Source organism: Rhodococcus sp. T7, from assembly GCF_009872365.1.
GTDB lineage: Bacteria > Actinomycetota > Actinomycetes > Mycobacteriales > Mycobacteriaceae > Rhodococcus_F.
In genome coordinates, this window is record NZ_WXYH01000389.1 from 784,144 (window position 1) to 807,356 (window position 23,213).

The following is a 23,213-nucleotide window of genomic DNA, read 5'->3' on the forward strand; positions in this document are numbered from 1 at the left end:
CGCACACGATGTGTGGCACGGGGGCATCGCCAATGCCACCACTATCCGGACTGATCGGCCGAGCCAGAGGATGACCGATCCGCCCGGCCCTCGCATTCCAGCGAGGACCGGGCGACATCGGTTATCGACACCGCAGAACGGCGTCGGACAGGTGACCTATCGTCGGCGGCCGGGAAAAACACCTAAGCTAAGAAGGGTTTCCGTGCACGACAATTACTTCGGACGCCTTTTGTGGCGTCGGGTCGGCCATCCGCAGGCTGAGCGAGAACCCCGGCGGCCGTCCAAGAGCACTGGGAGCGGACATGCAACATGAAATCGAGGGCGGAATCTTCACTGTCGTCCTTGATCGGTCGGAGAAACTCAATGCCTTCACCGTCGAAATGGCCGATGCTCTCGAACGCACCTTTGTGGCCGTCAATGACGACGACTCCGTGCGGGCGGTAATCGTTACCGGTGCGGATCGCGCATTCTGCGCCGGCATGGACCTGTCGAGTGCGGGCAATGCGTTCGGGCTCGACGGGTCGAAGGCGCCCATCACTGGACGACATGGCCGACCTCGGCGAGCCCGAGCTGCGTCGCATCCGTGACACGGGCGGCCGGGTGACACTCGCAATTTACGCCTGCCGCAAGCCCGTGATCGCCGCGATCAATGGCACAGCCGTCGGAATAGGCGTGACGATGACGCTGGCCATGGACGCGCGCCTCATGTCGATCCGGGCTCGATTTCGGGTTTGGAGTTCGGAAGGCTCGGCGTCCCGGAGGCGTGTTCGACCTGATTCCTTCCCCGGTTCGTCGGTCTGCCCAGCGCGTTGGACCGGTGTATCGGGCCGGCATCCTCGATCCGAACACCACCTGGGAGACCGGTCTCGCACAGGCCGTACACGAGCCGGACTCATTCCTCACCGAGGCGCGGGCGCTGGCGAACTCTTGGACCCGGGACCGATCCCCCCGTGTCCGTCGCACCTCATGCGTCAGCTGCTCTACCGGAACTCTGCTGCGCCGCACCCCGACGAGGCCCACCGGGTCGGGTCGCTCGCCATGCTCTACACGAGCATGGCGATGGCACCGACGGGCGTACACGCCTTTCTCGAGAAGCGCGACCCACTCTTGCGGGGGCGGGCGTCGGAGATGCCCCCCGTTCTACCAAGAGTGGATCGAGGCGAGTAGCGACGATGTGCGAACCGCACCGCAACCTCCATGGCGTGCGATGGAAGCCTCCATGCCCGGCAACTGCAGGTTACAGATGATGTGATACTTGTTACATATGGAGCGATTGTTGTATCTCCGAGGGTCGAGAGGAAAATGTGCGGAGCATATTCGGTCCGAGCATGACGGCCACCCTGGAACTCCTGGACTCGAAATTCGTTACCGCCACCGGCCAGGCTTCCCTGACTGTCGTGACACCGGAACAACAGAGCGCCACATCATGTCTTCTACTTCTTCATTTTGCGCGCCCCACAGCAACTTGACCAGAGCGATCATCACGCATGAATTGTTCGATATTGCGGAGCGCTGCTCCGAAGATACCGACGACCATACTCCAAGGAGAATGTAATGGCGGCGGATAACCAACTCGTTCCAACCGTCCGCGGGTTTTCGTGCGAAGTCACGAGTTTCGTCGGACGCCGAAATGAGGTCGCCGCGGTCAAGACGCGCCTGTCGGGCTCTCGGATACTGACGCTCACCGGATTCGGTGGGGTAGGAAAAACCCGGCTGGCTTGCCGCGTCGCTTCGGAAGTACGCCGGAGCTACACCGACGGCATCTGGTTTGTGGACCTCGCCTCGATCTCCAATCCTGAACTTGTCACTACCACAATCGCCGAAGCACTCGACATTCGGGAAGGGCCGAGTCCAGGCCATATTCACACTCTCTCCGAATTCCTCAGTGGAAGACATGCGCTCATCGTTTTGGACAACTGCGAGCACTTGATCGAGGCCTGCGGAACGGTCGCCGCCGAGATTGTTCGACGGTCACCCGGGGTGCAGATTTTGGCAACCAGTCGGGAGCCTCTCGGTGTGCTGGGTGAAACCGTGTTCGAGGTCCCGCCCATGTCGGTTCTGGACGACGCGCAGTTGGCCGAGGGACGAGAAGGTAAGAGCTTCCATAGCGAGGCGGTCGATCTTTTCGAGCAACGCGCTGCATCCGTCATCCCGGGATACACCATCGATGACGAGAGCCGCGTGGCGGTTGCCCGTCTCTGCCAGCGGCTGGACGGCATCCCTCTGGCTATCGAACTCGCCGCCGTCCGGATCAGGTCCCTTCCCCTCGATCGCGTCCTGTCACGGGAAGGTCCACTTTTCGATCTTCTGACTCAAGGGAACCGTGGCGGCCCGGTGCGGCATCAAACGCTGCGGGGCGCCATCGATTGGAGCTTCAATCTGTGCTCGCCGGACGAACAGACCCTGTGGGCGCGGCTGTCGGTATTTGCGGGTGGTTTTGATTTCGATGCAGTCGAAAGCGTGTGCACTGATCCGGAAATTGTTCCGGACGCCTTCGAAGTCATCTCCAGCCTTGCCGAAAAATCGATCATTGTCACCGCTCACTCCGGACCTACAGTTCGATATAAATTACTGGAAAGCATCAAGGATTACGCGGCCGAGAAACTTGCCGAGCAGGGCGACGGGGAAACCTGGCATCGGAATCACCGGGATTATTTCCTGCGTTTGTCCGAACTCAGCGAGAGCCGGTCACTGGGATCAGGACAGCTGGAGTGGAATCGTCGACTCCAGCCCGAGCGGGCGAATCTGCGGTCAGCGCTGGAGTACAGCCTGTCCACCCCCGGCGAGGCCCGCACCGGTCTCCGGATGGCGAGTTCGCTGTGGTTCTTCTGGAATGCGAGTGGCCTGCTGCAGGACGGACGGTACTGGCTGACCCGCGCCCTGGAGACCGACCGGCAACCGAGCCAGGAGAGAGCGAAAGCGCTCTGGGTAATCGGTTGGTACGCAATGATTCAAGGCGACAACGCCACGGCCAAGCGATACTTGCTGGAGAGCAGCGCCGTTGCGGAATCGATCGGTGATCGAACCGCTCAGGCGTTTGCGCTCCAGTTCCGGGGCACCGTGGAGCAGATCGACGGAAATCTCGACGGAGCACTGGAGCTCCTCAATTCCGCCATGAAACATCACGCCGCGTCCGGGGACGTCAATTCACTGACACTGCTGGGCGGTGCTCAACTAGCTTTCGTGCACTGCTTGTCCGGAAACCTGGACCAATCCATCGCTTCGGCGGAGGACACCATCGCTCTGGGAAAGTCGCTACGGGAGTGTTTCGCCACGTCGTGGGCGATGTGGTCGCGCGGACTTGCCCTGTGGACCCGGCGCGAGTTCCCGGACGCATCGGACTCGTTGAAAGAAGCGATCGAACTGAAGCAGTCATTGAGCGACTGGTTGGGCGTATCCGTATGCACTGAGATTCTCGCGTGGATCGCGATCGAGGAAGGAAACCCTGTTCGAAGCGCACGCCTGTTGGGGATCGGGCGGACGCTGTGCGGCGAAATGGGGAGCTCGCCACTCTTCGGAAGCGACGCGTTGGTCCGGACACGGAACCGGTACGAGAAGCGCACCCGTCAGTTGCTTGGGGGTCCTGCGTTCGAGAGAGAATCCCGGGCTGGTGAAGGGCTCGAACACCACGAGGCGATCGAATTCGCATTACAGAAGCGCACATCGGAGCCGGGTACGCCCGCACCTCCTTCGGCGGCGGTGAAACTCACACCGCGCGAGAAGGACGTCGCGAAGCTGGTAGCGGAGGGGCTGACGAACAAGGAGATCGCGGAGAGATTAGTCATCTCGCGCCGTACCGTCGAGGGACACGTGGACCGCATCCTCGCCAAGACCGGCCATAGGTCCCGCTCGCAGCTGGCCGCCTGGATCGCCCGCGACGAGAGCGTCGAGTAGACCCGGGAATCTGCCGTCCGCGTTCCCGATTCGGTCGACCCTCCTGCCGTAACACCTGCTGGTGACGAGAGTCCCGGTGCTGCGGTGCCTTATCCCGGTGACCATAGCGCTGCACTGCGCCTGCCTGCACAGATCGGTTTGGTCCTGCGGTGGGTCCACGGTTGCCGATCATCACTCCTGGGTGCCCCCTGGCCCAGGTTCGGCCGGCTGGCGCGCGCAGGGGGTGACTCCGGCGCTCCGCGGGCATACCTGCGTAGGGAATACAGGTAGCGAAGCAGGTATATCTCGCCCATCACACCCGACCCATAATTGAGATCCTCATCACTGGATGGGGCGGTGGCTCGGACTTACGTCAGCTGTAGAGCATGACGACTCGTCGATAGCGAAGTACGCACCGCTCGGTCTTCGACCGCCTCTTACCCCCTACGAAGAGAAGCGAGAATGTGGTGACCACAAGTATCCCCGTGATGCCGGACATCCTGTCGGATGAATTCGCCCGGGACCCGCACAAGTACTACAAGATCATGCGCGACCACTACCCCCTGCTCCACCACGAAGCCAGCGGTTACTACTTCGTCAGCCGGTTCGACGACGTGGCGCGGGTGTACCGCGACTCGGATGCCTTCAGCAACGAGAACTACGCCTTCCAGATGGAGCCCGTCATCGGGCGGACCGTCATCCAGATGTCCGGCCGCGAGCACACCATCAACCGGCAGTTGATCACTCCGGCTCTGCGTGGCAGCTATCTCGATGACCTGCTTCCGCAGGTCGATCAGCTCGCGACCGACATGATCGCGGCCCTGCCCGAGTCGGGGGCGGTCGATGTCATCGAGAACTTCACGAAGTGGTTCCCGATCAATGTCATCGTCAAGATGCTGGACCTGCCCAAGGAGGATCTGTCCAAGTTTCACGAGTGGTACTCCTCGCTGATGGCGTTCCTGGCCAACCTCACCCAGGATCCCGAGATTCACGCGTGGGGCATGCGGACCCAGCAGGAGTATCCGGCGTACATCTTGCCGCTCATCGCCGAGCGGCGCCGCAATCCCGGAAATGATCTGATCTCCCGGCTCTGCCAGGCTGAGCTGGAAGGTGAACAGCTCTCCGATGAACAGATCAAGGCCTTGATCGGTCTCCTTCTCATCGCTGGCGGTGAAACGACCGACAAGGCGATCGCCAGCACGATCAAGCACCTGCTGCAGCATCCCGACCAGCTGGAAGCGGTGCGTGCGAACCCGGCGCTGGCTACCAATGCGCTCGTGGAGAACCTGCGCTACCACCCTCCCGTCCAGATCATTCTTCGCACAGCAACTGCGGACGTCGAGGTTGCAGGTGGAATCATTCCGGCCAATAGCGTCGTCGCCTGTGTCAATGGTGCCGCGAACCGGGACGAGCGCAGGTACGAGGATCCGGACAAGTTCGACATCTTCCGCGAAGACATCGCGATGGATCGCGCCTTCGCCGGCGCGGCCGATCACATCGCATTCGCACTCGGCCGGCATTTCTGTGTCGGTTCCCTGCTCGCGAAGCGCGAAGCGGAAACCGCCCTCACCCAGCTGTTCGCGAAGTACCCCAACCTGCGGTTCGCAGACGGCTTCGAACCCGTGGACGTCGGTTTGTTCACTCGTGGCCCGGAAAAGCTTCTTCTCGAACTCGGTCCGGAGCGCTGAGCGAGTCGATGGATCAGGCGAACAACACACGGAGGCGGACAAACCGATGACAACCACGGCGCAACCAAGCACCCTCGACAACTCCACCATCGCCGCGACTCACTATCAGATGTTCATCGACGGCGAATGGGTCGACAGCGATGAAAAGTACAACCTGACCGAGCCGGCCACTGAAGAGGTATTCGCCACCGCGGCCAAGGGGGCAACACAGCACGCTGACGCCGCGGTGCAGGCCGCGAAACGCACATTCGAGTCGGGGATCTGGCGAAACATCGCTCCCGGTGGGCGGGCCGAGATCCTCGACCGCGCTGCCGACGCGTTGGAGGCCCGAGCCGAGGAGCTGACCATCCTCGGCACCCGCGAGGGTGGCGCCCCCTTCAACCTGTCGAACGCATTCAGTGTGGGCATGCCGGTGAGCAACACCCGGTACTTCGCCGACGTCCTCCGCAGGCAGGATTTCGAGCGACCGGGTCCTCTGGTCGGGCCTGTCCTGTCCGGTGGACTGATTCGGCGCGAGCCGATCGGAGTCTGTGTGGCAATCGTGCCCTGGAACTTCCCCACGGCTCTGGCCGTGTGGAAGGTGATGCCGGCCCTGGCCGCGGGCAACTCGGTCGTGCTCAAGGCGGACGAGAAGACGCCCATCGGAGCACTCGAGCTCGCGAAAGAGTTGAAAGCTGCTGGTGTCCCCGACGGGGTATTCAACGTGGTCACCGGTGACGGTGAGGTAGTGGGCGCTCACCTCGCCGCCCATCCGGACGTTCGCAAGGTGTCGTTCACCGGATCCACCGCGATTGGCAAGGAGATCGTCCGCGCCGGTGCCGGAAACCTCAAGAAGGTGACCCTCGAACTCGGTGGCAAGGGCGCCAACATCATCCTCGGCGATGCCGACTTGCGGACCGCTGTCGACGGATCGATCTGGGCTTTCTTGATGCACGCCGGCCAGGCCTGTGAATCGGGAACTCGACTGCTGGTCCCGTCCTCCCTTCACGACGAGTTCGTGGACCGGATGATCACCCGCCTGCGGACCCAGAAGATCGGCAACCCGCTCGAGCCGGACACCGACATCGGACCGCTCATCAATGCAGCACAGCGCGACAGGGTGCTCGGCTACATCGAATCGGCGAAGAACGAAGGCGCCACGGTCGCGTATGGCGGCGGCGTCCCCGCGGGCGAACAGTACCGGCAAGGCTTCTGGGTCGAGCCCACCATCCTCACCGACGTCACCAACGACATGACGGTGGCCCGCGAGGAAGTGTTCGGTCCCGTCCTGGCGGTGATCCGCTACGACTCCATCGAGGAAGCAGTCAAGATCGCCAACGACACCGAGTACGGGTTGTCGGCCGGTGTGTGGAGCCAGGATCTCAACCAGGCACTCGCCGTGGCCCGCCAGCTCGAGGCCGGCTCGGTGTGGATCAACGACTGGCACATGGGCAATCAGGAATACCCGTTCGGCGGATACAAGCAGAGCGGGGTCGGCCGGGAACTCAGCGCGCACGCCCTCGACGAGTACACCGAGCAGAAATCGATCCAGATCTGCCTGGAGCCGAAGCTCGAGAACCGGGCATACGGCCTGGTCCTGTCGGTTCCGCCGTCCGACTGATGTGAGTTCCTCGGCGCCGTGCGCCTGACGCTGTTCAATGAAACGGAGAAAGCATGAAAACCAAAGCCGCAGTGCTCTACGAAGCGGGCAAGCCCTTCGAGATCGAAGAACTCGACGTCGTCGCCCCGGATGAGAACGAAGTTCTCGTCCGGTACGACTACTCGGGGCTCTGTCACTCCGACCTGCATATGGTCAAGGGGCACCTGCCCTTCCGGGCACCTATGGTGTTCGGTCACGAAGCCGCCGGAGAAGTTCTCGAAGTCGGATCCAAGGTCACGAATGTCAAGCCCGGCGATCATTTCGTCGCATCATTTTTTCCGGTCTGCGGACGGTGCAGGTGGTGCGCGACCGGCAACTCCCGGCTGTGCGACATGGGTGCCAACGGACTCGAAGGCTTCCTGCCCGGTGGCCGATTCCCGTTCAAGGGCAAGAACGGTGATTACGGGTCCATGATGACCGTCGGCACGTTCAGCCAGTATGCGACCGTGCACGAGAATTCGGTGATCCCGATCCACGATTGGATTCCTCTGGACAAGGCCGCCCTGGTCGGTTGCGGCGTCCCCACCGGTTGGGGATCTGCGGTCAACTCGGCGAATGTGCGGGCGGGAGATACTGTCGTGGTCTACGGCATCGGCGGCATCGGCATCAACGCCGTGCAGGGAGCCGCGTATGCGGGCGCCCAGCACCTGATCGCGGTTGATCCGGTTCCGTTCAAGCGGGAGAGCGCCAAGCGTTTCGGGGCCACCCACACCGCGGAGTCCGCCGAGGAGGCGCTCGCCCTGGTACAGGAACTGACGTGGGGTGTGGGTGCTGACAGCACCATCATCACCATCGATCAGCTGACCGCCCAGTCGGTCTCGGACGCCGCCGAGGCGACCTCGAAGGGCGGCACCATCGTCATCACCTCGATGGGCCAGTACGAGGAGGACACGATTCAACTGTCGGGGGTGCAGCTCGCTCTGTGGGGCAAGCGTATTCAGGGCTCACTTTACGGTGGTTGCAACCCCGTCTACGACATCCCGAAGTTGTTGAGCTTGTACCAGAGCGGCCATGTGAAGCTCGATGAGCTCATCACTCAGACCTACTCGCTCGAACAGGTCAACCAGGGCTACGAAGATCTCGAACAACACCAGAACATCCGCGGCGTCATCGTTCATGAACACTGAACCGACTCCCCGCTAGGCCGGACGTGTCATCGACGGACCGACCTGCATGAGGCCGACGACGCCCAGGGCTCGAAGTCACCAAGATCGACCCTGGGCGCCGATCCCCTCAGCCGGGCACCTATCCGCGTGGAGGACCGCGCGACATCAAGGAGAAAGAAAATGGCCTACGTCATCTCGGGCCCGTGCACCGACATCATGGACAAGAGTTGCATGGAAGTGTGCCCGGTTCATTGCATCTACGAAGGTGCCCGCAAGCTGTACATCCATCCCGACGAATGCATCGACTGCGGGGCATGTGAACCGAATTGCCCGGTCGAGGCAATCACATACGAAACCGAAGTACCCCCGGATCAGGAGCAGCACGTCGCCGACAATCGGGACTTCTTCTACTCCGTCCTGCCAGGGCGTGATACCGAACTCGGACTGATCGGCAGCGCCCGAGATTACGGTCCGGTCGGTGTCGACACGCCGCTGGTGGCCAGCCAGCCGCCTTGCCCGTCGAACCAGCTGTGACTCGCTCCGAGGACCTTCCCATGAGAAATGCCCGCATAGCAGTAATCGGCTCCGGCCCCGCCGGCCTGTTCGCCGCCGACGAGCTGGTCCGGCAACACGACGTCGACGTCGAGGTCGACATCATCGACCGTGTTCCCGCCCCATACGGGCTCGTCCGCTACGGTGTTGCACCAGATCACCCCCGGATCAAGGCCGTCATCGGAAGCCTGCAACGCATCCTGGAAAATCCCAAGGTCCGATTCCTCGGAAATGTCGAATTCGGCACCGATGTCGATCGCCCGTTCCTCGACGCGCATTACAACGCGACGATCTACGCAACCGGTGCCTCGCGCGACCGAGCGATGGGAATCACAGGAGAAGACCTACTCGGCAGCCGCTCCGCGACCGCCTTCGTGTCCTGGTACGGCGGTCACCCCGACAGCCCGAATGATTTTCACCTGCGCGAGGACACCGTGGCTGTGATCGGCGCCGGAAATGTCGCCCTCGACGTAGCGAGAATCCTCGCGAAAACTGCCGCAGAGCTCGACAGTACCGACATGCCGCCGCATGTCCTGGACACGCTGCGCGACAGCCGCGTCCGCGACATCCACGTGATCTGCCGCCGCGGGCCGGAATTCGCCAAGTTCACCACGAAAGAGCTCCGCGAACTCCGCAACCTCACCGACGCAGACATCATCATCGATCCCGCCGAGCTCATCGGCGCACCACGCGAAGGCCTCGACAAAGCCACCCTCGCCAACCTCGCAGTCCTCGAGGAGTTCGCGTCCCGGCCGCGCACCGACCGAACTCACCGAATTCACTTTCACTTCTGGCGAAATCCGGTCGAGATCCTCGGCTACGAGCACGTCGACGGCCTTCGCATCGAGCGCACCGAACTCTCACCGGACGGCACCGTGCATGGCACCGGCGAGTTCGACACCCTTCCCGCCCAGCTCATCCTCCGATCGGTCGGCTACCGCAGTGTTCCCCTCGACGGCCTGCCGTTCGACTCTGTCCGAGGCACCATTCCCAACCAGCTCGGCAGGGTTGTCGATGGTGACGGGCATGTCGTCCCGGCGCAGTACGTCACCGGATGGCTCAAGCGTGGACCCTCGGGGGTGATCGGAACCAACCGCGTCGACTCGGTCGAAACCGTCGCCAGTGTGATGGAGGACCTCGTGTCCAGTCCCGAACCCGGTACCAGTGTGTCTGCTGATGCCGTAGACGCGGCACTGCGGACGCGCGGAGTCAAGGTCATCGGTTACGACGGCTGGCTACGAATCAACGGTGACGAGATCGAGCGGGGTCGGGTTGCGGGTAAGGATCGAACGAAGATCCCCGATTGGGACACTCTGCGACGGCTCGGGCACGAGGTGCTCACCTCAGGGTGAGCGCGATCGTCGCCTACTCGACCGCTCAGCGGACAGAACCCTCGGTCGATGTACGTGCGTAGATCATCACGGGATATGAAAGTCACTGCCCTATCTGACGTGAAGCAACTGTGTTCGCGCATGTGAAGGAGGCCGACCGTGTCTGTCACTGTCGAAGAAGAGCTGGCTCCCGAAATCGAGCTGCCGCACCGAGCGCATGCGCACGGCCTGCCAGTACTCGAATCACAGGTTGACCAAGTCGTACGCTGCGAACTCTCCCGGTTGTATCGCCGGTTGGCCTTGACCAATGAGGAACGCGACGTCGTCGAAGAAGCCGTGCAGCGGGTCTGCCAGCTCGTGGTCCTGGTCCCGGTCGCGAAGTGGCGCGGCGATCCCGGCCTGGTGAAAGAACTCCTGTGCGAATGACCCCCGGTGGCGGGAGGGACATCGCGACCTGTCTCGAATTGCTGCGTGGCGAGCCCGAAGTCGCAACTTCCGCGTAGACAGACACGACGGTCAGCCGGTTCTGGTATGGGATACCGCCTCGATTGCGGCCGGGCGTCAAGTTCGATCGCATGCGGATTGCTCCGTCACCTCCCGAGATCGTCGTCGATCTCACACACGAAAAGGTACGAACCATGTTCGCTGTTCAGTTCGACTCTCCTGGGGACATCGATGTGCTCCAGTTGCGAGATATTCCAGTCCCCAGTCCGGGCGAGGGCGAAATACTCATCGCCCTCGAGGCATCGGCGATCAATCCCGCGGACGTAAAAATCCGTAGCGGGATGATCACACCTCGTCAGGGAAATGCGCCGTTCACGCTCGGATACGACCTGGTGGGCACCGTCAGGCAGACGGGCCCGACGGCCGGCCGGTTTCTGCCCGGTGCTCGGGTAATTGGCGTCTCGACATTGGCCGTCACCGGAACCGGCACATGGTCGGAGTTCGTCTGCCTGCGGGAAACATCCCTTGCCGGTGCCCCCGAAGACGTCGACCCGGCCATCTTGGCCCAATTGCCCCTCCCCGGCTTGACCGCAATGCAGGCCGTCGACGCTCTACAGTTGCCTCAGAGGTCTGAGGTGCTTGTCTCCGGAGCCGCCGGTGCGGTCGGACGTATCGCACTGCAGCTACTCCACCTCCGCGGACACCGCACGCACGCGTTGGTCCGACGGGCCGAGCAGGCAGAACTGTTGCCGACCGGTGTAGCCGAGGAAGTGTATATCGGCTCCCCCCCGACCTCCCGCGTCGACGCAGTGATCGATGCTGCCGGAATCGACCTGTCCGCCGCGTTACGGCCTGGGGGACACTACGTCACCGTCGTCCCGGGAAGCCCGCCCCACAGCGTGTCAAAGGACAGCGCGACGCTGGTAATCGCTCACGAGTCGGGCGCGATGTTGCACACACTCGCCGAACTCCTCACTGCCGGTGATCTCACTCTTCCCGACTCGACAACGTTCAAGTTCTCGGAAATCGAGGCTGCTCACCGCGAGTACGAGCGCCAGCTCGGACGCCGCATCACGCTCGTCGTCTGACCGGCACCGCACTCGCTCGCCCGGGAACCCTGCCCAGCGCGTACACCTCGCCGAGCCTCCCAAACCAATCTCGCAGAAGGCCAAGCAATGAACCCGTCACTCGTACAAGACCACAGCCCCGCGCCTGTCTCCGCAGACCATGTACCGCTGCGGGTTTCGGAACGCAATATCGAAGCTTCAGGCGTCGTCTCGCTGCGGTTAGTGCACCCAGCCGGCGAACAGTTACCAACGTGGGAGCCGGGTGCGCACATCGACATCGAGGTCGCCGGGGTGACCCGCCAGTACTCGCTGAGCGACGCCGAACCCGACCCGAACTCCTGGCGCATCGCGGTGCTGCGGGAACCCGCGAGCCGCGGGGGTTCCCGAGCGATCCATGACGCGGTGCACGCAGGGACGGAGCTGGTTGTCAGCGCCCCCAGGAACCGCTTTCCGTTGTTACCCGCGCAGAAGTACATCTTCGTTGCCGGCGGAATCGGCATCACGCCGATCCTGCCCATGATCGGCGCAGCAGCGAGGCGAGGCGCCGAGTGGTCCTTGGTCTACGGCGGTCGATCCCTGGACACGATGGCTTTCGTCGATGACCTCACACGCTATGGTGACCGCGTCACGATCGTCCCGGAGGACACCAAGGGTCGGGTCGACTTCGCGAAACATCTTCGGCACGTGCACGATGACACTTTGATCTACGCCTGCGGTCCGACCCCGTTACTCGATGTCCTCGCTCGAGCATCCGACCACTGGCCGACCGGGAGCCTGCACGTGGAGCGATTCGTCGCCCAGGATATCGATGCTGCCGGTGACGTCGAATTCGAAGTCGAGTTCGCGGCGAGCGCTGTCACGGCGATGATTCCACCGGATAGGTCGATCCTGGATGTGGCGAATGATCTCGGGTTGCCGACGCTGTCGTCGTGCGAGGAAGGGGTCTGCGGTACATGCCAGACCGCCGTGTTGGAGGGTGACGCGGACCACCGCGACGCGGTCATGACCGATGGCGAGAAGGCGTCCGCCTCGTCGATGTTCATCTGTGTGTCCCGGTCGAAAGCCGGCACCCGGCTCAAACTCGACCTGTGAGGACTGATGCGTCCACTAGTCTCGCACCGGCGTTGCACCTGACAACGACCCGGACTGACTTCCGACGTGTGCCCCGACAAATGCCACGCATCTTCTGGCGTGTCGAGACACGCGTCCCACTCTGACGTCGAATACACAGACCCTACGACCCGGCGCATCCGAGGAGGTTGCCGAAATGAGATTCTCGCAATCGTTCCGGCAAAGCACAGCAGTCATCGCCGCACCCGGCGATTGGAGGATGCGCCCTGTGTGCCGACGGAGTGACCCGTCGGTGTCCTTCGGCCCTGAGGGGAACGCAGCCGCGACCGTGCCCGCCGGAAGGACCAGGCACGCAGAGTTTGTCAGGGCTGCCCGCTCCTTGTGCCGTGCGGCAACCATGCCTTGACAACAGGGGAACAGTCCGGATGGGGGCGGCATGGCCGAAGCCGACCGCAAAGCACCCGCTGTCGGCAACGAATCAAGTGCCTACCACTTGCTTCCCCATCCGCCGCACGCACGGCCGGCGGCCACCCGTCTGACCGCCCGGAACGCCTGCTCCGGATCGACCGCCTTGACGCAGCGGGTTGCGGGAAAGTCGAAACCGACAGTAGCCTCCGCCGACAGTCGGCGTCACACAAGGGTTTTCCGCCCAACACGGCCGCGCAGTTGCTCTCATGTCCGGCCGCTGCGACCACTTCGCAGCTGAGTTCTCGTCGAGCGTCATACTTTGCCACGCTCACGCGGACCGTCGAGGGCCGACTTCAGCTGTGAAAACCTCGGCGCCGGCCTCGATGTCCGGCGACTCGACCACCCGCGCCACTGGCGGTCACAGACAACGGTCCCTGCGGCTCGCCGAGACCTGAGCCAGCGGCTGGCTCGGCGAGGCGTGGTCGCGAAAAGCCAGGGCGCCGTTTCCAACTCGATATCGGGGTGCCGCCGACCCCACGCAGACGCACTGCAGCGGTGGGGTTTCACCACACCCGGCGGATCGGTCTGTCGCGGCGGAGCCCGACTCAGCGTCGTGGTTCGATGAACAGACCTCTGGCCTCCACTGTGCGAGTGCCCTCACACTCGATCCACGAGTTCACCCATACTTTGCGGCCCGAGGCCGAATCGGCGGTCGCGTACAGGTTGAGCGGACGATTCAGGGGGGTGGGTGCCAGATACTTGAGTTCGAGCTGGGCGGTGACACACGTTCGGCCTGCCGACTCGATCAACAGCCCGAGCATGCAGTCCATCAGCCATGCCCCTAAACCACCGTGTAGGCAATCTCGAGGACCTTCGGCGAGGGCATCCGCTGTCACAGTCGCCGACGCCGTGGTCCCATCGGAGGAGATCTCCAACGGGATACAGGATGGATTGTGACGGCCGATCCACCGTGTTCGAGTGGCCGCGGTTGTCTCGGGGCTGGCGAACTCTCCGAGGAGCACGCCGGGTCTGAGCTCTTGTTCCACAAGTTCCGAGGCCTGGGCGACCAGATCCGCTGACCGCCGCAGGTCTTCGTTGCCAACGCCTGTCGTGGCCGCCGCATACATCAGCCGGCGCACGGATGCCACCAGGTCACGGTGCTTCTGCAGCCACTGGGCCGGGAGATCGGAAATGTGGGCCCGGTCCCGGGTGAGGTCCTCATCGAGCTGCTGCATCGCGTCGTGCTTCATGGCTGCTGGGGATCGGTGAGAGAGGGCTCGAACACCGGTATGCGGGTGTGGTTTCGGTTCTCGAAGCGCACCTGCAGGGCCATGCCGATCGCGAGGTCGGTCTGGGCGCAGCCGACCACGTTCGACATCATGGTGGGGCCTTCCGCGAGGCGCACCAACGCGACCGTGTAGGGGGTCAATGCTTCGAATTCACCGGCGGCGCGGCGGACCACACTGAAGGTCTCCAATGTTCCCGCACCGCTCGCCGTGCGCCAGACCACATCCAAGGATGCGCAGTGGCTGCAGAGAAATCGTGGATAGAACTGCCATTGCTCGCAGGTGCGGCAGTACTGGATGAGTAGTTCGTCGCGTTCACAGGCATTCCAGAACGTCGCCGCCGGATCCTCGTGAGAATCGACTGCCTCGTATGTTTCTTTCGGTGCCATCAGGCCCTCCCCAGGATCAGGAATCCGTTGTTGGCCAGCCAGCTTCCCTGGCCGTGTACCATTCCGAGTTCGGCGTCGGCGACTTGGCGCTCGCCGGCCTCGCCTCGAAGCTGTGTCACCGCTTCGACGACGGAGTCGAGAGCAGCACCCATGCCGGGGTGCCGGAAGGCCAGGGTCCCGCCGTGGGTGTTCATCGGGAGCGGACCGCCCAGTTTGATTCCGCCGTCTTCTACGAAGGCTCCGGCGTCACCCTTGTCGCAGAAGCCCATGTCTTCGAGAAGGATCAACGGTACGATCGCGGCGGGATCGTAGACCTCGAGGAAATCGATGTCCGCCAAGGTCACATCCGCCCGGGCGAGAGCTTGCCGCGTAGCTACACCGATGTGGTCGAACTTGGCGACGTTCGGTGCCTGGCTCAAGCTCATGAACGCGGCCGCTTCGCCGTACCCACGTATCTGGACCGCGCGGTCGTTGCGTGGTCGTTTCGTGACCAGGAACCCCTGTCCTCCGCCGGTGGAGATCAATGCCAGCATGGAGCGGGTCAGGGGGCTGCTGGTGACGGTATCGCTCAGTACGGACTCGACGGTGAGCTCGCCCTTGACTTCCGTGTGCGGGTTCCGCAGTCCGTGCTCGCGGATGGTCACGGCCAAGGCCGCCATCTGTTCGAGGGTCGTCCCGTAGTCGTGCATGTGGCGAGTGGCCATCAAGGCGAAGGCGGTCGGGATGATAGGACCGAAGGGGCGTTCGAAGGTTTTGTCGAAGCTCTTCATATAGAGGTCGATCGCACCGTCGATTCCCAGGGTGGTCGCGAAGTTGTCGGCGGACAGTACCAGGACGTTGGACGCGAGCCCCAATTCGATGGCTGCCTCGGCAATGTGGATGACGTCGATTGCGGGTCTGCCGCCGTATGGTGCCATCGTGGTGTATGTCGGTGTGATTCCGAGGTATTCCGCGAGTTCTGCCGGATTGCACTCGAAGGGTTGCGGAATCGACGAGGACAGCACCACACCGTCGACTTCCTTCAGATCGACTTGGGCGTCAGCCAGTGCACCCAGGGCCGCATCGACGAGAAGTTTCATGTACGACGGTGCTGGTCGGCCGCGGCCGACGATCTGCTGTGACACACCCGAGATGTAGGTCGGGGTTGCGTCTGTTTCGTTGGTTTTCATGTTTCCCACCTCCCTTGCTGGAAGACAACGCTTCCGGCGTCAGGCGTCCGAGTCCGTCATCGGGTTCGGATGCCGTTTGGATTTTGATGCGTGTGACAAAGCCTCGTGGCGTCGGAGCTGGAAGCGAACCACGACGATCGCGGTCGTCGAGAGGAGCGCGAGCAAGGCCGAGACTCGGAAGGCACCCTGATAGCTCCCGAGCCCGAACCGGCCGAACGCGCCGTCGGTAGAGGCATCGAAGACCACCGCAAGCCCCGCAAGCCCCAGACCGCCACCGATCTGTCCGGCCGAGTTGAACATCGCACCCCCGATCCCAGCGGAGTCGAGACCGACGAGAGTGACGACCAGGTCGCTTTGCGCGATGAAGGCGATGACCTGGCCGACGATCGCCAAGAATAGGGCAGCGAGATACAGGACCGCGTGTGATCGCTCGGAGAGGTAGGAGGCCGCGATGGGTCCGAGAGCGCATACTGCTCCCCCGGTGATGATGATGCTGTCTCGCGACTGTCCGCGCGAAAGGGCTCTGGCGGCGACTCGGGATCCCAGAAGCGCTCCGACGGCCAGTGGTGCCAGCCACAGCGCTGCGGAGGTCATGCTCAATCCGACAAGGTTTTGGAGTGCGAGCGCACCGAAGTAGTAACTGCCTGCCCATGCCGCGTAGAGCAGGCCCGTCGCGATCAGCACGCCGACAAGTCCCGGGACGCGCCACAAGCGGTGCGGGATCATAGGGCGCGTACTGCGACGTTCGTGGACTGCAGCACCTACCCACAAAACCCCTGCGAGGGCCATCGTCGTCAAGACGGTTACCTCTCCCCACCCGGTTTTCGACCCCAGCGTCAACCACGATGCTAAAAGCAAGAGCGCCGCCGAGATGAGTACGGCCCCCCAATAGCTCGGGGCGGGTTTGTTCGGCGCTGCTACTGACGGTAGCCGCCAGGCAAGGAAGGTAAGGGTCAGAACGACAACAAACTCGAAGACGAACACCGACCGCCAACCCAACGCGTCGGACAGGATGCCACCGGCGAGCGCGCCGGCTCCGAAGCCAATCGCGCCCGAGGCTGCGAAGGCAGCCAACTGGCGCGATCGACGGCGTGGATCGCTAGTCGAGACCGCCAGCCACGCCAGCCCGCCTGGGACTGCCAATGCCGCACCGATGCCTTGGACGATCCGGCCGACGATCAGCATCCACGCGGTTGGAGCCACGGCCGCCAGCGCGGCCCCGGCGGTGGAAATGGCGAAGCCTGCGACGAGGATCCGGCGGCTTCCCACCGCATCCGTCAGGCGTCCTCCCCACAGGACCAGTGCGCCGAAGACGATGGCGTAGGCCGACACCACCCATGACAGGCTCGATGCGCCGCCACCCAGGGTGCCCGCGACATCCGGAACCAGCAGGGGGCAGGCACCGATATTGATCGCGTTCATCAGCTGGGCGGCACACGCGACCGCGACCGACACTCGCGCGCTCGGTTTCGACCGTGGTCGATACCAGTGGTTGTCCGCGCGGTTTGACCGGCCTGGTACCGCTGGGCTCACTTGCGGGTCCGGGACCACTTGTGGATGTTGTTGCGTTGGATGGCGGACGAGCCGCCGATGATCGGCATGACGAGGACATCGCGGACATAGCGTTCGCAGTCGAAGTCCTTGACGTATCCGTATGCGCCCATGATTGTCTGGGCGTTCAGGACCACCGTTTTCGACGCCTCGGTGACGAATAATTTGGCCATCGAGGTTTCGACGCCACATTGGACGCCGCGACCGGCAAGCACAGCCGCATCGTCCAGAACGAGTCGGGACGCGTGGAGCTGAACTTGCATGTCGGCAAGCGTGTGGGCGATCGACTGGTGCTTGCTGATCGGAACTCCGAACTGCTCACGCTCCTCACTGTAGGCGAGCGCATCCTCGTAGGCGGCGGTGGCGATTCCCAGCGACATGGCGGCCACCTCGAGTTTCTCGATATCGAGGCCGCTGCCCGTGATGAGTTCCCAGCCGCGGTTCCACGCCTCCTCACCACCCATGAGGTTGTCGACAGGGATCCGCACGTCCGTGAAGGAGACGTCGGTTGTGTGCGTTCCCTTCAGCCCCATCGTGTCGATCTGGGTGATTGCCACGCCCTCGGCGTTCGACGGGATGACGAGCGTCGAGAGATTGTGGTATTTGGCGCCTTCTGGATCGGACTTTGCGAGTGTATAGATGTAGTCGCTCAGCCCAGCACCCGTACAGAACCGCTTGGAACCGTTGACCACGAGTTCATCACCTTCGCGACGGACGGTGGTCTTCACGCTCGCGAGGTCGGCACCGACATCGGGTTCGGTCCATCCGTACGCAAAGATCATCCGCCCTTCGGCGATTTCGGGGAGCCAGCGCTTCTTCTGTTCCTCGGTGCCGCACTCGACGACGGTCATCCCCGCGTAGCAGCTCGCCATGATGTAGGGGACTGCGACTGCCAGGCTTCGCTTGGAGAGTTCTTCGATCGTCATCAGGGTCGCCGGTATGTCTGCACCCGATCCGCCGTACTCTTCGGGGATCGCCAGGCCCATCACGCCCAACGTGGCCAGGCGATCGAACACCTCACGGGGAAAGGTGTTGTTCTTGTCCCATTCGGCGACGACAGACCGGGGCATCTGTTCGGCGACGAATCGACGCACGACGCTCCGGAGTTCGACGGCGTCGTCCGACAGGGCGCGTTGCGTATCGCCGGCCATCACTTGCCCTGGAACTTCGGTGTCCGTCCTTCACGGAAGGCTGCCACGGCTTCGGCGTGGTCGGCCGTGCGGTTGGACAGACTTTCGTAGGCCATGGACGTGTCCATGATCGAATGGGCCAGCTGCTTCAGACCGATGTTGGCCGAAACCTTGCTCCAGCGAATGGCTTTGGTGGCGCCGTTGCGCAGCCGACCGGCGAATTCAGTGACTCGTTCATCCAAGGCTTCACTGGGCACGGCGTGGTTGATCAGTCCGATGTCCGCGGCAACGCGGGCAGGGATCAAGTCTCCGGTCAGCAGGTACTCTTTGGCACGGGCGTATCCGATCAGCTGCGGCCAGATCACTGCGCCGCCGTCGCCGGCGACGAAGCCGACCGAGACGTGCGGATCGCCGATTTTCGCGGACTCGGCGGCGAAGATGACGTCGCAGAACAGAGCGAGGGTCGCACCGAGGCCGACAGCGTGACCGTTCACCTTCGCGATGATCGGCTTCTCCAGATCGAGCAGGGAGAAGATGATGCGCTTCGCCTCGCTGACTGTCTGCTCGAACGACTCCGGATCATCGACGGCTTCCTGCATCCAGTCGATGTCTCCGCCCGCCGAGAATGCCCGGCCGGCGCCGGTGAGCACGACCACGTCGACGTCGGCATCGCGCTGGAGATCGTCGAAGATGGTGGACAGCTCGGTGTGGAGTCGAGCGTTCGCGACGTTGAGCTTGTCAGGCCGGTTCATGGTCACTGTCGCAACACGGTCGACGACGTCGACGATGAGATACTGGTACTCGTTGTAAGACATGATGGTTCCTCCGGTCAGCGGGACTTGGCCGCGTCCTTGTAGGTTTCGCGGGCGATGATGATTTTCTGGATCTCACTGGTGCCGGCACCGATCTCGTGGTGCTTGGCATCCCGGTAGAGTCGCGCAGCCGGGTACTCCTCCATCAAGCCGTAGCCACCGAGAACCTGCACCACCTCTCGGGAAGCCTCGACCGCGGCCTCCGAGCTGTACAGCTTGAGGATCGCGGCGGCGCGGGTGACCACTTCACCGCGTTCGAGGGCCCTGATCAGGTGGTAGAACATGACCCGGCTCATTTCGACACCGGTGGCCATCCGGGCGATCTTGTCCTGCGTCAGCTGGTACTCCGACAGGGCCTGGCCGAAGACCTTCCGCTCGCTCGAGTACGAGACGGCGAGGTCGAGACAGGCCTGGGCGATTCCGGTGTTGGAGGCGCCCTCGAAGACTCGTTCGAGATCGAGGCCCTCGAGCATGTAGTAGAAGCCCTTCTCGGCTTCGCCGAGAATCTGATCGTCGGATACGCGCACGGAATCGAAGAAGACCTCCGCGGTGGGGGAACTGCGCAGTGACATCTTCTTGAGCGGGCTTCCCACTGTCAGTCCCGGAGTTCCGGCGTCGACGATGAAGCAGGTGCCGCCGTGTGCGCGCCGGTTTTCGCCGCTGGTGCGGGCGAAGACCAGGAAGTGGTCGGCGATCGGGGCGTTGGTGATGAAAGTCTTCGACCCGTCGATGATCCAGTCGGACCCGTCGCGGCGGGCGGTGGTGCGCGGGCTCAGCGCGTCGGATCCACCGTGCGGTTCGGTCAGACAGATCGATGCGGACGCCGTGCCTTCGATCAGGGGCACCAGGTATCGCTGCTTCTGCGCCTCGGTACCCCGCTTGATCAGATGCCGTGCGACCAGGCTCATGTTGACGAAGAGTGTGGCGTCCAGGCCGGCGTCGGCGCGGGCGGTTTCTTCTGCCAAGATGGCGCGGGTCATCAGGCTTCCGCCACCACCGCCGTACTCCTCGGGTGCGAACGAGCCGAGGAGGCCTTGCTCGCCCATCTTCTTCAACAGTTCCGCCGGCGGGCGCCCGTCACGCTCCATGTCCTCGACGATCGGCCGCACATGTTTGTCCATGAACTTCTGGACGACGTCCTGGAAGGCGCGCTCTTCCTCGGTAAGTAGCGACTGGGCCACTGACGTGGTCTGCATGGTGAAAGTCCTTTCAAAACAAGAGGTTAGAGGTCAGAGACCGAAGAGGGAACGGACACGATCGGCGTCCTTGTCGGCGAAACGCTTGGTGTAGCCGGCACGGCTCGTGGGCAGAAGCCCTCCCTTGCTGGTGAGATCCACCCGCATCTCGAGGGTCTTGAGGCCGATGACCAAGGCGTCGAACACCGGCACGTCCAGGCCCGAGACCTGGGTGTACCCGGCCGCGGAGGCGATGGTGCTCAGCCCCGCGCTGCCCAGGACGATGGCGGTGGCACCCTGGTCGACGAGTTTGTGGGCCTGCTTGTCAAGCTCGGCAGCAACCTTCTCCGGATTCGTGAAACCGTCCGTGAACGCTTCCGCGGAGGGAATGTCGATGCGCTGCACCCCGGCGCAGCGGCCGAGCAGCCCGCTCTTGGCGACCAGACTGTGGCATACCTCCGCCCAGGCACGATCTTCGACCGTGATGACCCCGAAGCGGTAGGCGTACATCGAGGCCAAGTGCAACGAGGCCTCCCACGGTCCCACCACCGGGACATCGACGAGGGTGCGTGCTTCGATCACGCCCGGGTCGCCGGTACAGGCGACCATGCAACCGTCGACACCGTCACGCCCGGCCTCGGAGATGTTGTGGACGACGTCGACGGCGTTGAGGGCATACGGGTAGCCGAACACCGTGTCGGCGGCGCGCTTGAGCTTGGCCCATCGATGAACGATTTCGGTGTCCGGCCGCTTGTACTTGTCGAAAACTTCGTTGACCAGCTTCGTGTACGACTCGGATCCCTGCTGGGAGTTGATGTGTACGACTGAGAGCTTCATGGATTCACCATTCTATCGAGCGACCGTTCGATTAGTGTAACCACGGGAAGGCCGTGGAAACAAGGGTCGAGCGGGCGGCAATCGGTTGTCAGTGCCGAACTACGTTGGGATTAAGTTGTTTTCGTTCACTTCAAGGCTCCGACCGACAGTCCGCCGCAGGCGACGAGCGTCTGCCCGGTGATATAACCCGCCCCGGGAGAGGTCAGAAACTCGACGCACGCGGCGATTTCTTCGGTCGTGCCGGCCCGGCCCATCGGAATCTTGGAGGTTTGTTCCTCACGGAACTCTGCTGGGGTGGACAGGAACATCCCTGTCGCGATGACCCCGGGTGAGACACAGTTGACCGTGATTCCGTGGCGGGCGAGTTCGATGGCGGCCGACCGCGTGAGACCTTCGATCCCGGCCTTCGCCGCGCTGTAGCTGATACCCGCTACTGTTCCGCGGGAGGCGATCGAACTGGTGTTGACGATGCGGCCGAATCCACGCTCCTTCATCCCGGGTGCGAAGGCGCGCAGGGTGTTCAGGGTCGATTTCAGGTGCGTGTCGAGAACGAGAGCGAAATCTTCGTCGGTGATCTTCGACAGCACGGCGTTGCGCACCGCGCCGGCCAGATTCACCAGCACCGTGGGGGCGGCGAACTGCTTGGTGACGTCCGCAGCGAGACCATCGACGTACTCGCGACGGGAGACGTCACCGGTGTGCGCGGAGGCGCTCAGTCCCGCGGCCGCCAGTTCCTTGGCCACCCGCTCGGCGCCGGAGGGGTCGATGTCGACCACGCATACGTGCGCGCCGGCGCTGGCCAGGGTGTGGCACACGGCCGCCCCGATGCCGCCGCCTCCGCCGGACACAACCGCGACACTATCGGATGAACTCATAACGGACTCCTTCATCGGCCCTGGTATTGCGGGGCTCGTCCTTCGAGGAAGGCAGTGATGCCCTCGCGGTGATCGTCGGTGTCGAACAGTGCGGAGAAGATGTCCACCTCACGTCGGTGTCCCTCGTCGAGCGAGTGACGAAGTCGGTGATTGGCCGAGCGTTTCGCGGCTTCCACGGCGAGAGGGCCGGCCTTGTTGATCCGCTCGGCGACCTCGAGTGCCGCCTCGACGACTGTTCCGGAGGGGCAGACCGAATCCACGAGACCGACCCGTTGGGCTTCCTCGGCGCTGATTCTGTCGCCGGTGAACAGCATCCGTTTCGCTGTACCGGAAGGGAGGGCGGTGAAGAGCATCTGGGTGCCCCCGGCTCCTGGGATCAACCCCAGCTGCACCTCGGTGACGCCGATTTTGATGTGTTCCTCGGCGATCGCGAAGTCGCAGGCGAGCATGAGCTCGAGTCCTCCGCCGAGGGCGTGGCCGTTCAACGCGGCGATCACCGGCACTCGGAGGGAGAACAGTTTTTCCTGCATGGCCTGTACCCGCAGCGCCATCCGGGCTGCACCGGCGCGGTCGATGCTGGTGAAGTACCGGATGTCGCCGCCGGCGACGAAACACTTGCCGAGTCCGGTGAGGATCATGGACCGGTAGGTGCGATCCTTCTCTACCTCGCCCGCGGCGCGGGCGATCGCGTCGGCGACATCCGGGTGCAAGGCATTGACCGGCGGGTTGTCGATCGTTACGACCGCGGTCTCCCCGCACCTTTTCACTGACACGTATTGTTCGATCACTTTTTCACCTGCTTCGAAGGGG

The 23,213-nt window shown here is 63.2% G+C and carries 19 protein-coding genes and 2 pseudogenes; 11 read left to right on the top strand and 10 right to left on the bottom strand.

The window, feature by feature from the left end:
• Positions 1-302 precede the first annotated feature (302 nt).
• From MLGJGCBP_RS47695 to MLGJGCBP_RS54575, 11 genes and pseudogenes are all read left to right on the top strand, one after another.
• Positions 303-1,252, top strand: a pseudogene (locus tag MLGJGCBP_RS47695) (enoyl-CoA hydratase-related protein).
• Positions 1,253-1,554: 302 nt separating this feature from the next.
• On the top strand, positions 1,555-3,894 hold the full coding sequence (locus MLGJGCBP_RS47700; protein WP_236581391.1) for an ATP-binding protein: 2,340 nt from the start codon (positions 1,555-1,557) through the stop codon (positions 3,892-3,894).
• Between the two features lie 446 nt (positions 3,895-4,340).
• Complete coding sequence (locus tag MLGJGCBP_RS47705) at positions 4,341-5,561, top strand: cytochrome P450 (RefSeq protein ID WP_236581390.1); 1,221 nt, start codon at positions 4,341-4,343, stop codon at positions 5,559-5,561.
• Between the two features lie 46 nt (positions 5,562-5,607).
• On the top strand, positions 5,608-7,161 hold the full coding sequence (locus MLGJGCBP_RS47710) for an aldehyde dehydrogenase family protein (RefSeq protein ID WP_201453203.1): 1,554 nt from the start codon (positions 5,608-5,610) through the stop codon (positions 7,159-7,161).
• Positions 7,162-7,214: 53 nt separating this feature from the next.
• Entirely contained in the window at positions 7,215-8,327 is a 1,113-nt protein-coding gene (locus tag MLGJGCBP_RS47715) for a Zn-dependent alcohol dehydrogenase (RefSeq protein WP_160099194.1), read from the top strand.
• Positions 8,328-8,486: 159 nt separating this feature from the next.
• On the top strand, positions 8,487-8,840 hold the full coding sequence (gene fdxA / locus MLGJGCBP_RS47720; protein WP_160099192.1) for a ferredoxin: 354 nt from the start codon (positions 8,487-8,489) through the stop codon (positions 8,838-8,840).
• 20 nt (positions 8,841-8,860) lie between these two features.
• On the top strand, positions 8,861-10,210 hold the full coding sequence (locus MLGJGCBP_RS47725; protein ID WP_160099190.1) for an FAD-dependent oxidoreductase: 1,350 nt from the start codon (positions 8,861-8,863) through the stop codon (positions 10,208-10,210).
• 138 nt (positions 10,211-10,348) lie between these two features.
• On the top strand, positions 10,349-10,615 hold the full coding sequence (locus MLGJGCBP_RS47730) for a hypothetical protein (protein ID WP_160099188.1): 267 nt from the start codon (positions 10,349-10,351) through the stop codon (positions 10,613-10,615).
• Between the two features lie 212 nt (positions 10,616-10,827).
• Entirely contained in the window at positions 10,828-11,721 is an 894-nt protein-coding gene (locus MLGJGCBP_RS47735; protein WP_160099186.1) for an NADP-dependent oxidoreductase, read from the top strand.
• A gap of 201 nt (positions 11,722-11,922) precedes the next feature.
• Positions 11,923-12,792 carry a PDR/VanB family oxidoreductase gene (locus tag MLGJGCBP_RS47740; protein WP_236581388.1) on the top strand — a complete coding sequence of 290 codons (870 nt, stop codon included), beginning with the start codon at positions 11,923-11,925 and terminating at the stop codon, positions 12,790-12,792.
• Between the two features lie 321 nt (positions 12,793-13,113).
• Positions 13,114-13,542 (top strand): annotated as a pseudogene (locus MLGJGCBP_RS54575) (hypothetical protein); the annotation flags it as partial.
• A 242-nt stretch (positions 13,543-13,784) separates the two neighbouring features.
• On the opposite strand, the gene MLGJGCBP_RS47750 reads toward MLGJGCBP_RS54575, so the two are convergent.
• The 10 genes from MLGJGCBP_RS47750 to MLGJGCBP_RS47795 all read right to left on the bottom strand — a co-directional run bounded on the left by MLGJGCBP_RS47750 (position 13,785) and on the right by MLGJGCBP_RS47795 (position 23,191).
• Positions 13,785-14,414 (bottom strand): PaaI family thioesterase, encoded by a 630-nt coding sequence (locus MLGJGCBP_RS47750; protein ID WP_160099182.1) that lies wholly within the window; start codon positions 14,412-14,414, stop codon positions 13,785-13,787.
• 11 nt (positions 14,415-14,425) lie between these two features.
• Positions 14,426-14,854 carry a Zn-ribbon domain-containing OB-fold protein gene (locus MLGJGCBP_RS47755; RefSeq protein ID WP_160099180.1) on the bottom strand — a complete coding sequence of 143 codons (429 nt, stop codon included), beginning with the start codon at positions 14,852-14,854 and terminating at the stop codon, positions 14,426-14,428.
• Positions 14,854-16,023 (bottom strand): thiolase family protein, encoded by a 1,170-nt coding sequence (locus MLGJGCBP_RS47760; RefSeq protein WP_160099178.1) that lies wholly within the window; start codon positions 16,021-16,023, stop codon positions 14,854-14,856. Before MLGJGCBP_RS47760 ends, MLGJGCBP_RS47755 begins: the two co-directional genes overlap by 1 nt.
• A gap of 39 nt (positions 16,024-16,062) precedes the next feature.
• Positions 16,063-17,478 (bottom strand): MFS transporter, encoded by a 1,416-nt coding sequence (locus MLGJGCBP_RS47765; RefSeq protein WP_160099176.1) that lies wholly within the window; start codon positions 17,476-17,478, stop codon positions 16,063-16,065.
• Positions 17,479-17,552: 74 nt separating this feature from the next.
• Positions 17,553-18,725 carry an acyl-CoA dehydrogenase family protein gene (locus MLGJGCBP_RS47770; RefSeq protein WP_160099174.1) on the bottom strand — a complete coding sequence of 391 codons (1,173 nt, stop codon included), beginning with the start codon at positions 18,723-18,725 and terminating at the stop codon, positions 17,553-17,555.
• The gene (locus tag MLGJGCBP_RS47775; RefSeq protein ID WP_160099172.1) at positions 18,725-19,519 is read right to left on the bottom strand and encodes an enoyl-CoA hydratase/isomerase family protein; all 795 of its coding nucleotides are present in this window, start codon (positions 19,517-19,519) and stop codon (positions 18,725-18,727) included. The genes MLGJGCBP_RS47770 and MLGJGCBP_RS47775 overlap by 1 nt, the downstream gene beginning before the upstream one ends.
• 14 nt (positions 19,520-19,533) lie before the next feature.
• Positions 19,534-20,712, bottom strand: a complete 1,179-nt coding sequence (locus MLGJGCBP_RS47780; RefSeq protein ID WP_160099162.1) for an acyl-CoA dehydrogenase family protein — start codon at positions 20,710-20,712, stop codon at positions 19,534-19,536.
• Positions 20,713-20,745: 33 nt separating this feature from the next.
• On the bottom strand, positions 20,746-21,528 hold the full coding sequence (locus tag MLGJGCBP_RS47785) for an aspartate/glutamate racemase family protein (RefSeq protein ID WP_160099160.1): 783 nt from the start codon (positions 21,526-21,528) through the stop codon (positions 20,746-20,748).
• A 125-nt stretch (positions 21,529-21,653) separates the two neighbouring features.
• A complete protein-coding gene (locus MLGJGCBP_RS47790; protein ID WP_160099158.1) occupies positions 21,654-22,403 on the bottom strand; it encodes an SDR family NAD(P)-dependent oxidoreductase in 750 nt (249 codons plus the stop codon).
• An 11-nt stretch (positions 22,404-22,414) separates the two neighbouring features.
• Positions 22,415-23,191: an enoyl-CoA hydratase/isomerase family protein gene (locus MLGJGCBP_RS47795; protein WP_160099156.1), complete on the bottom strand. Its 777-nt coding sequence runs from the start codon at positions 23,189-23,191 to the stop codon at positions 22,415-22,417.
• Positions 23,192-23,213 lie beyond the last annotated feature (22 nt).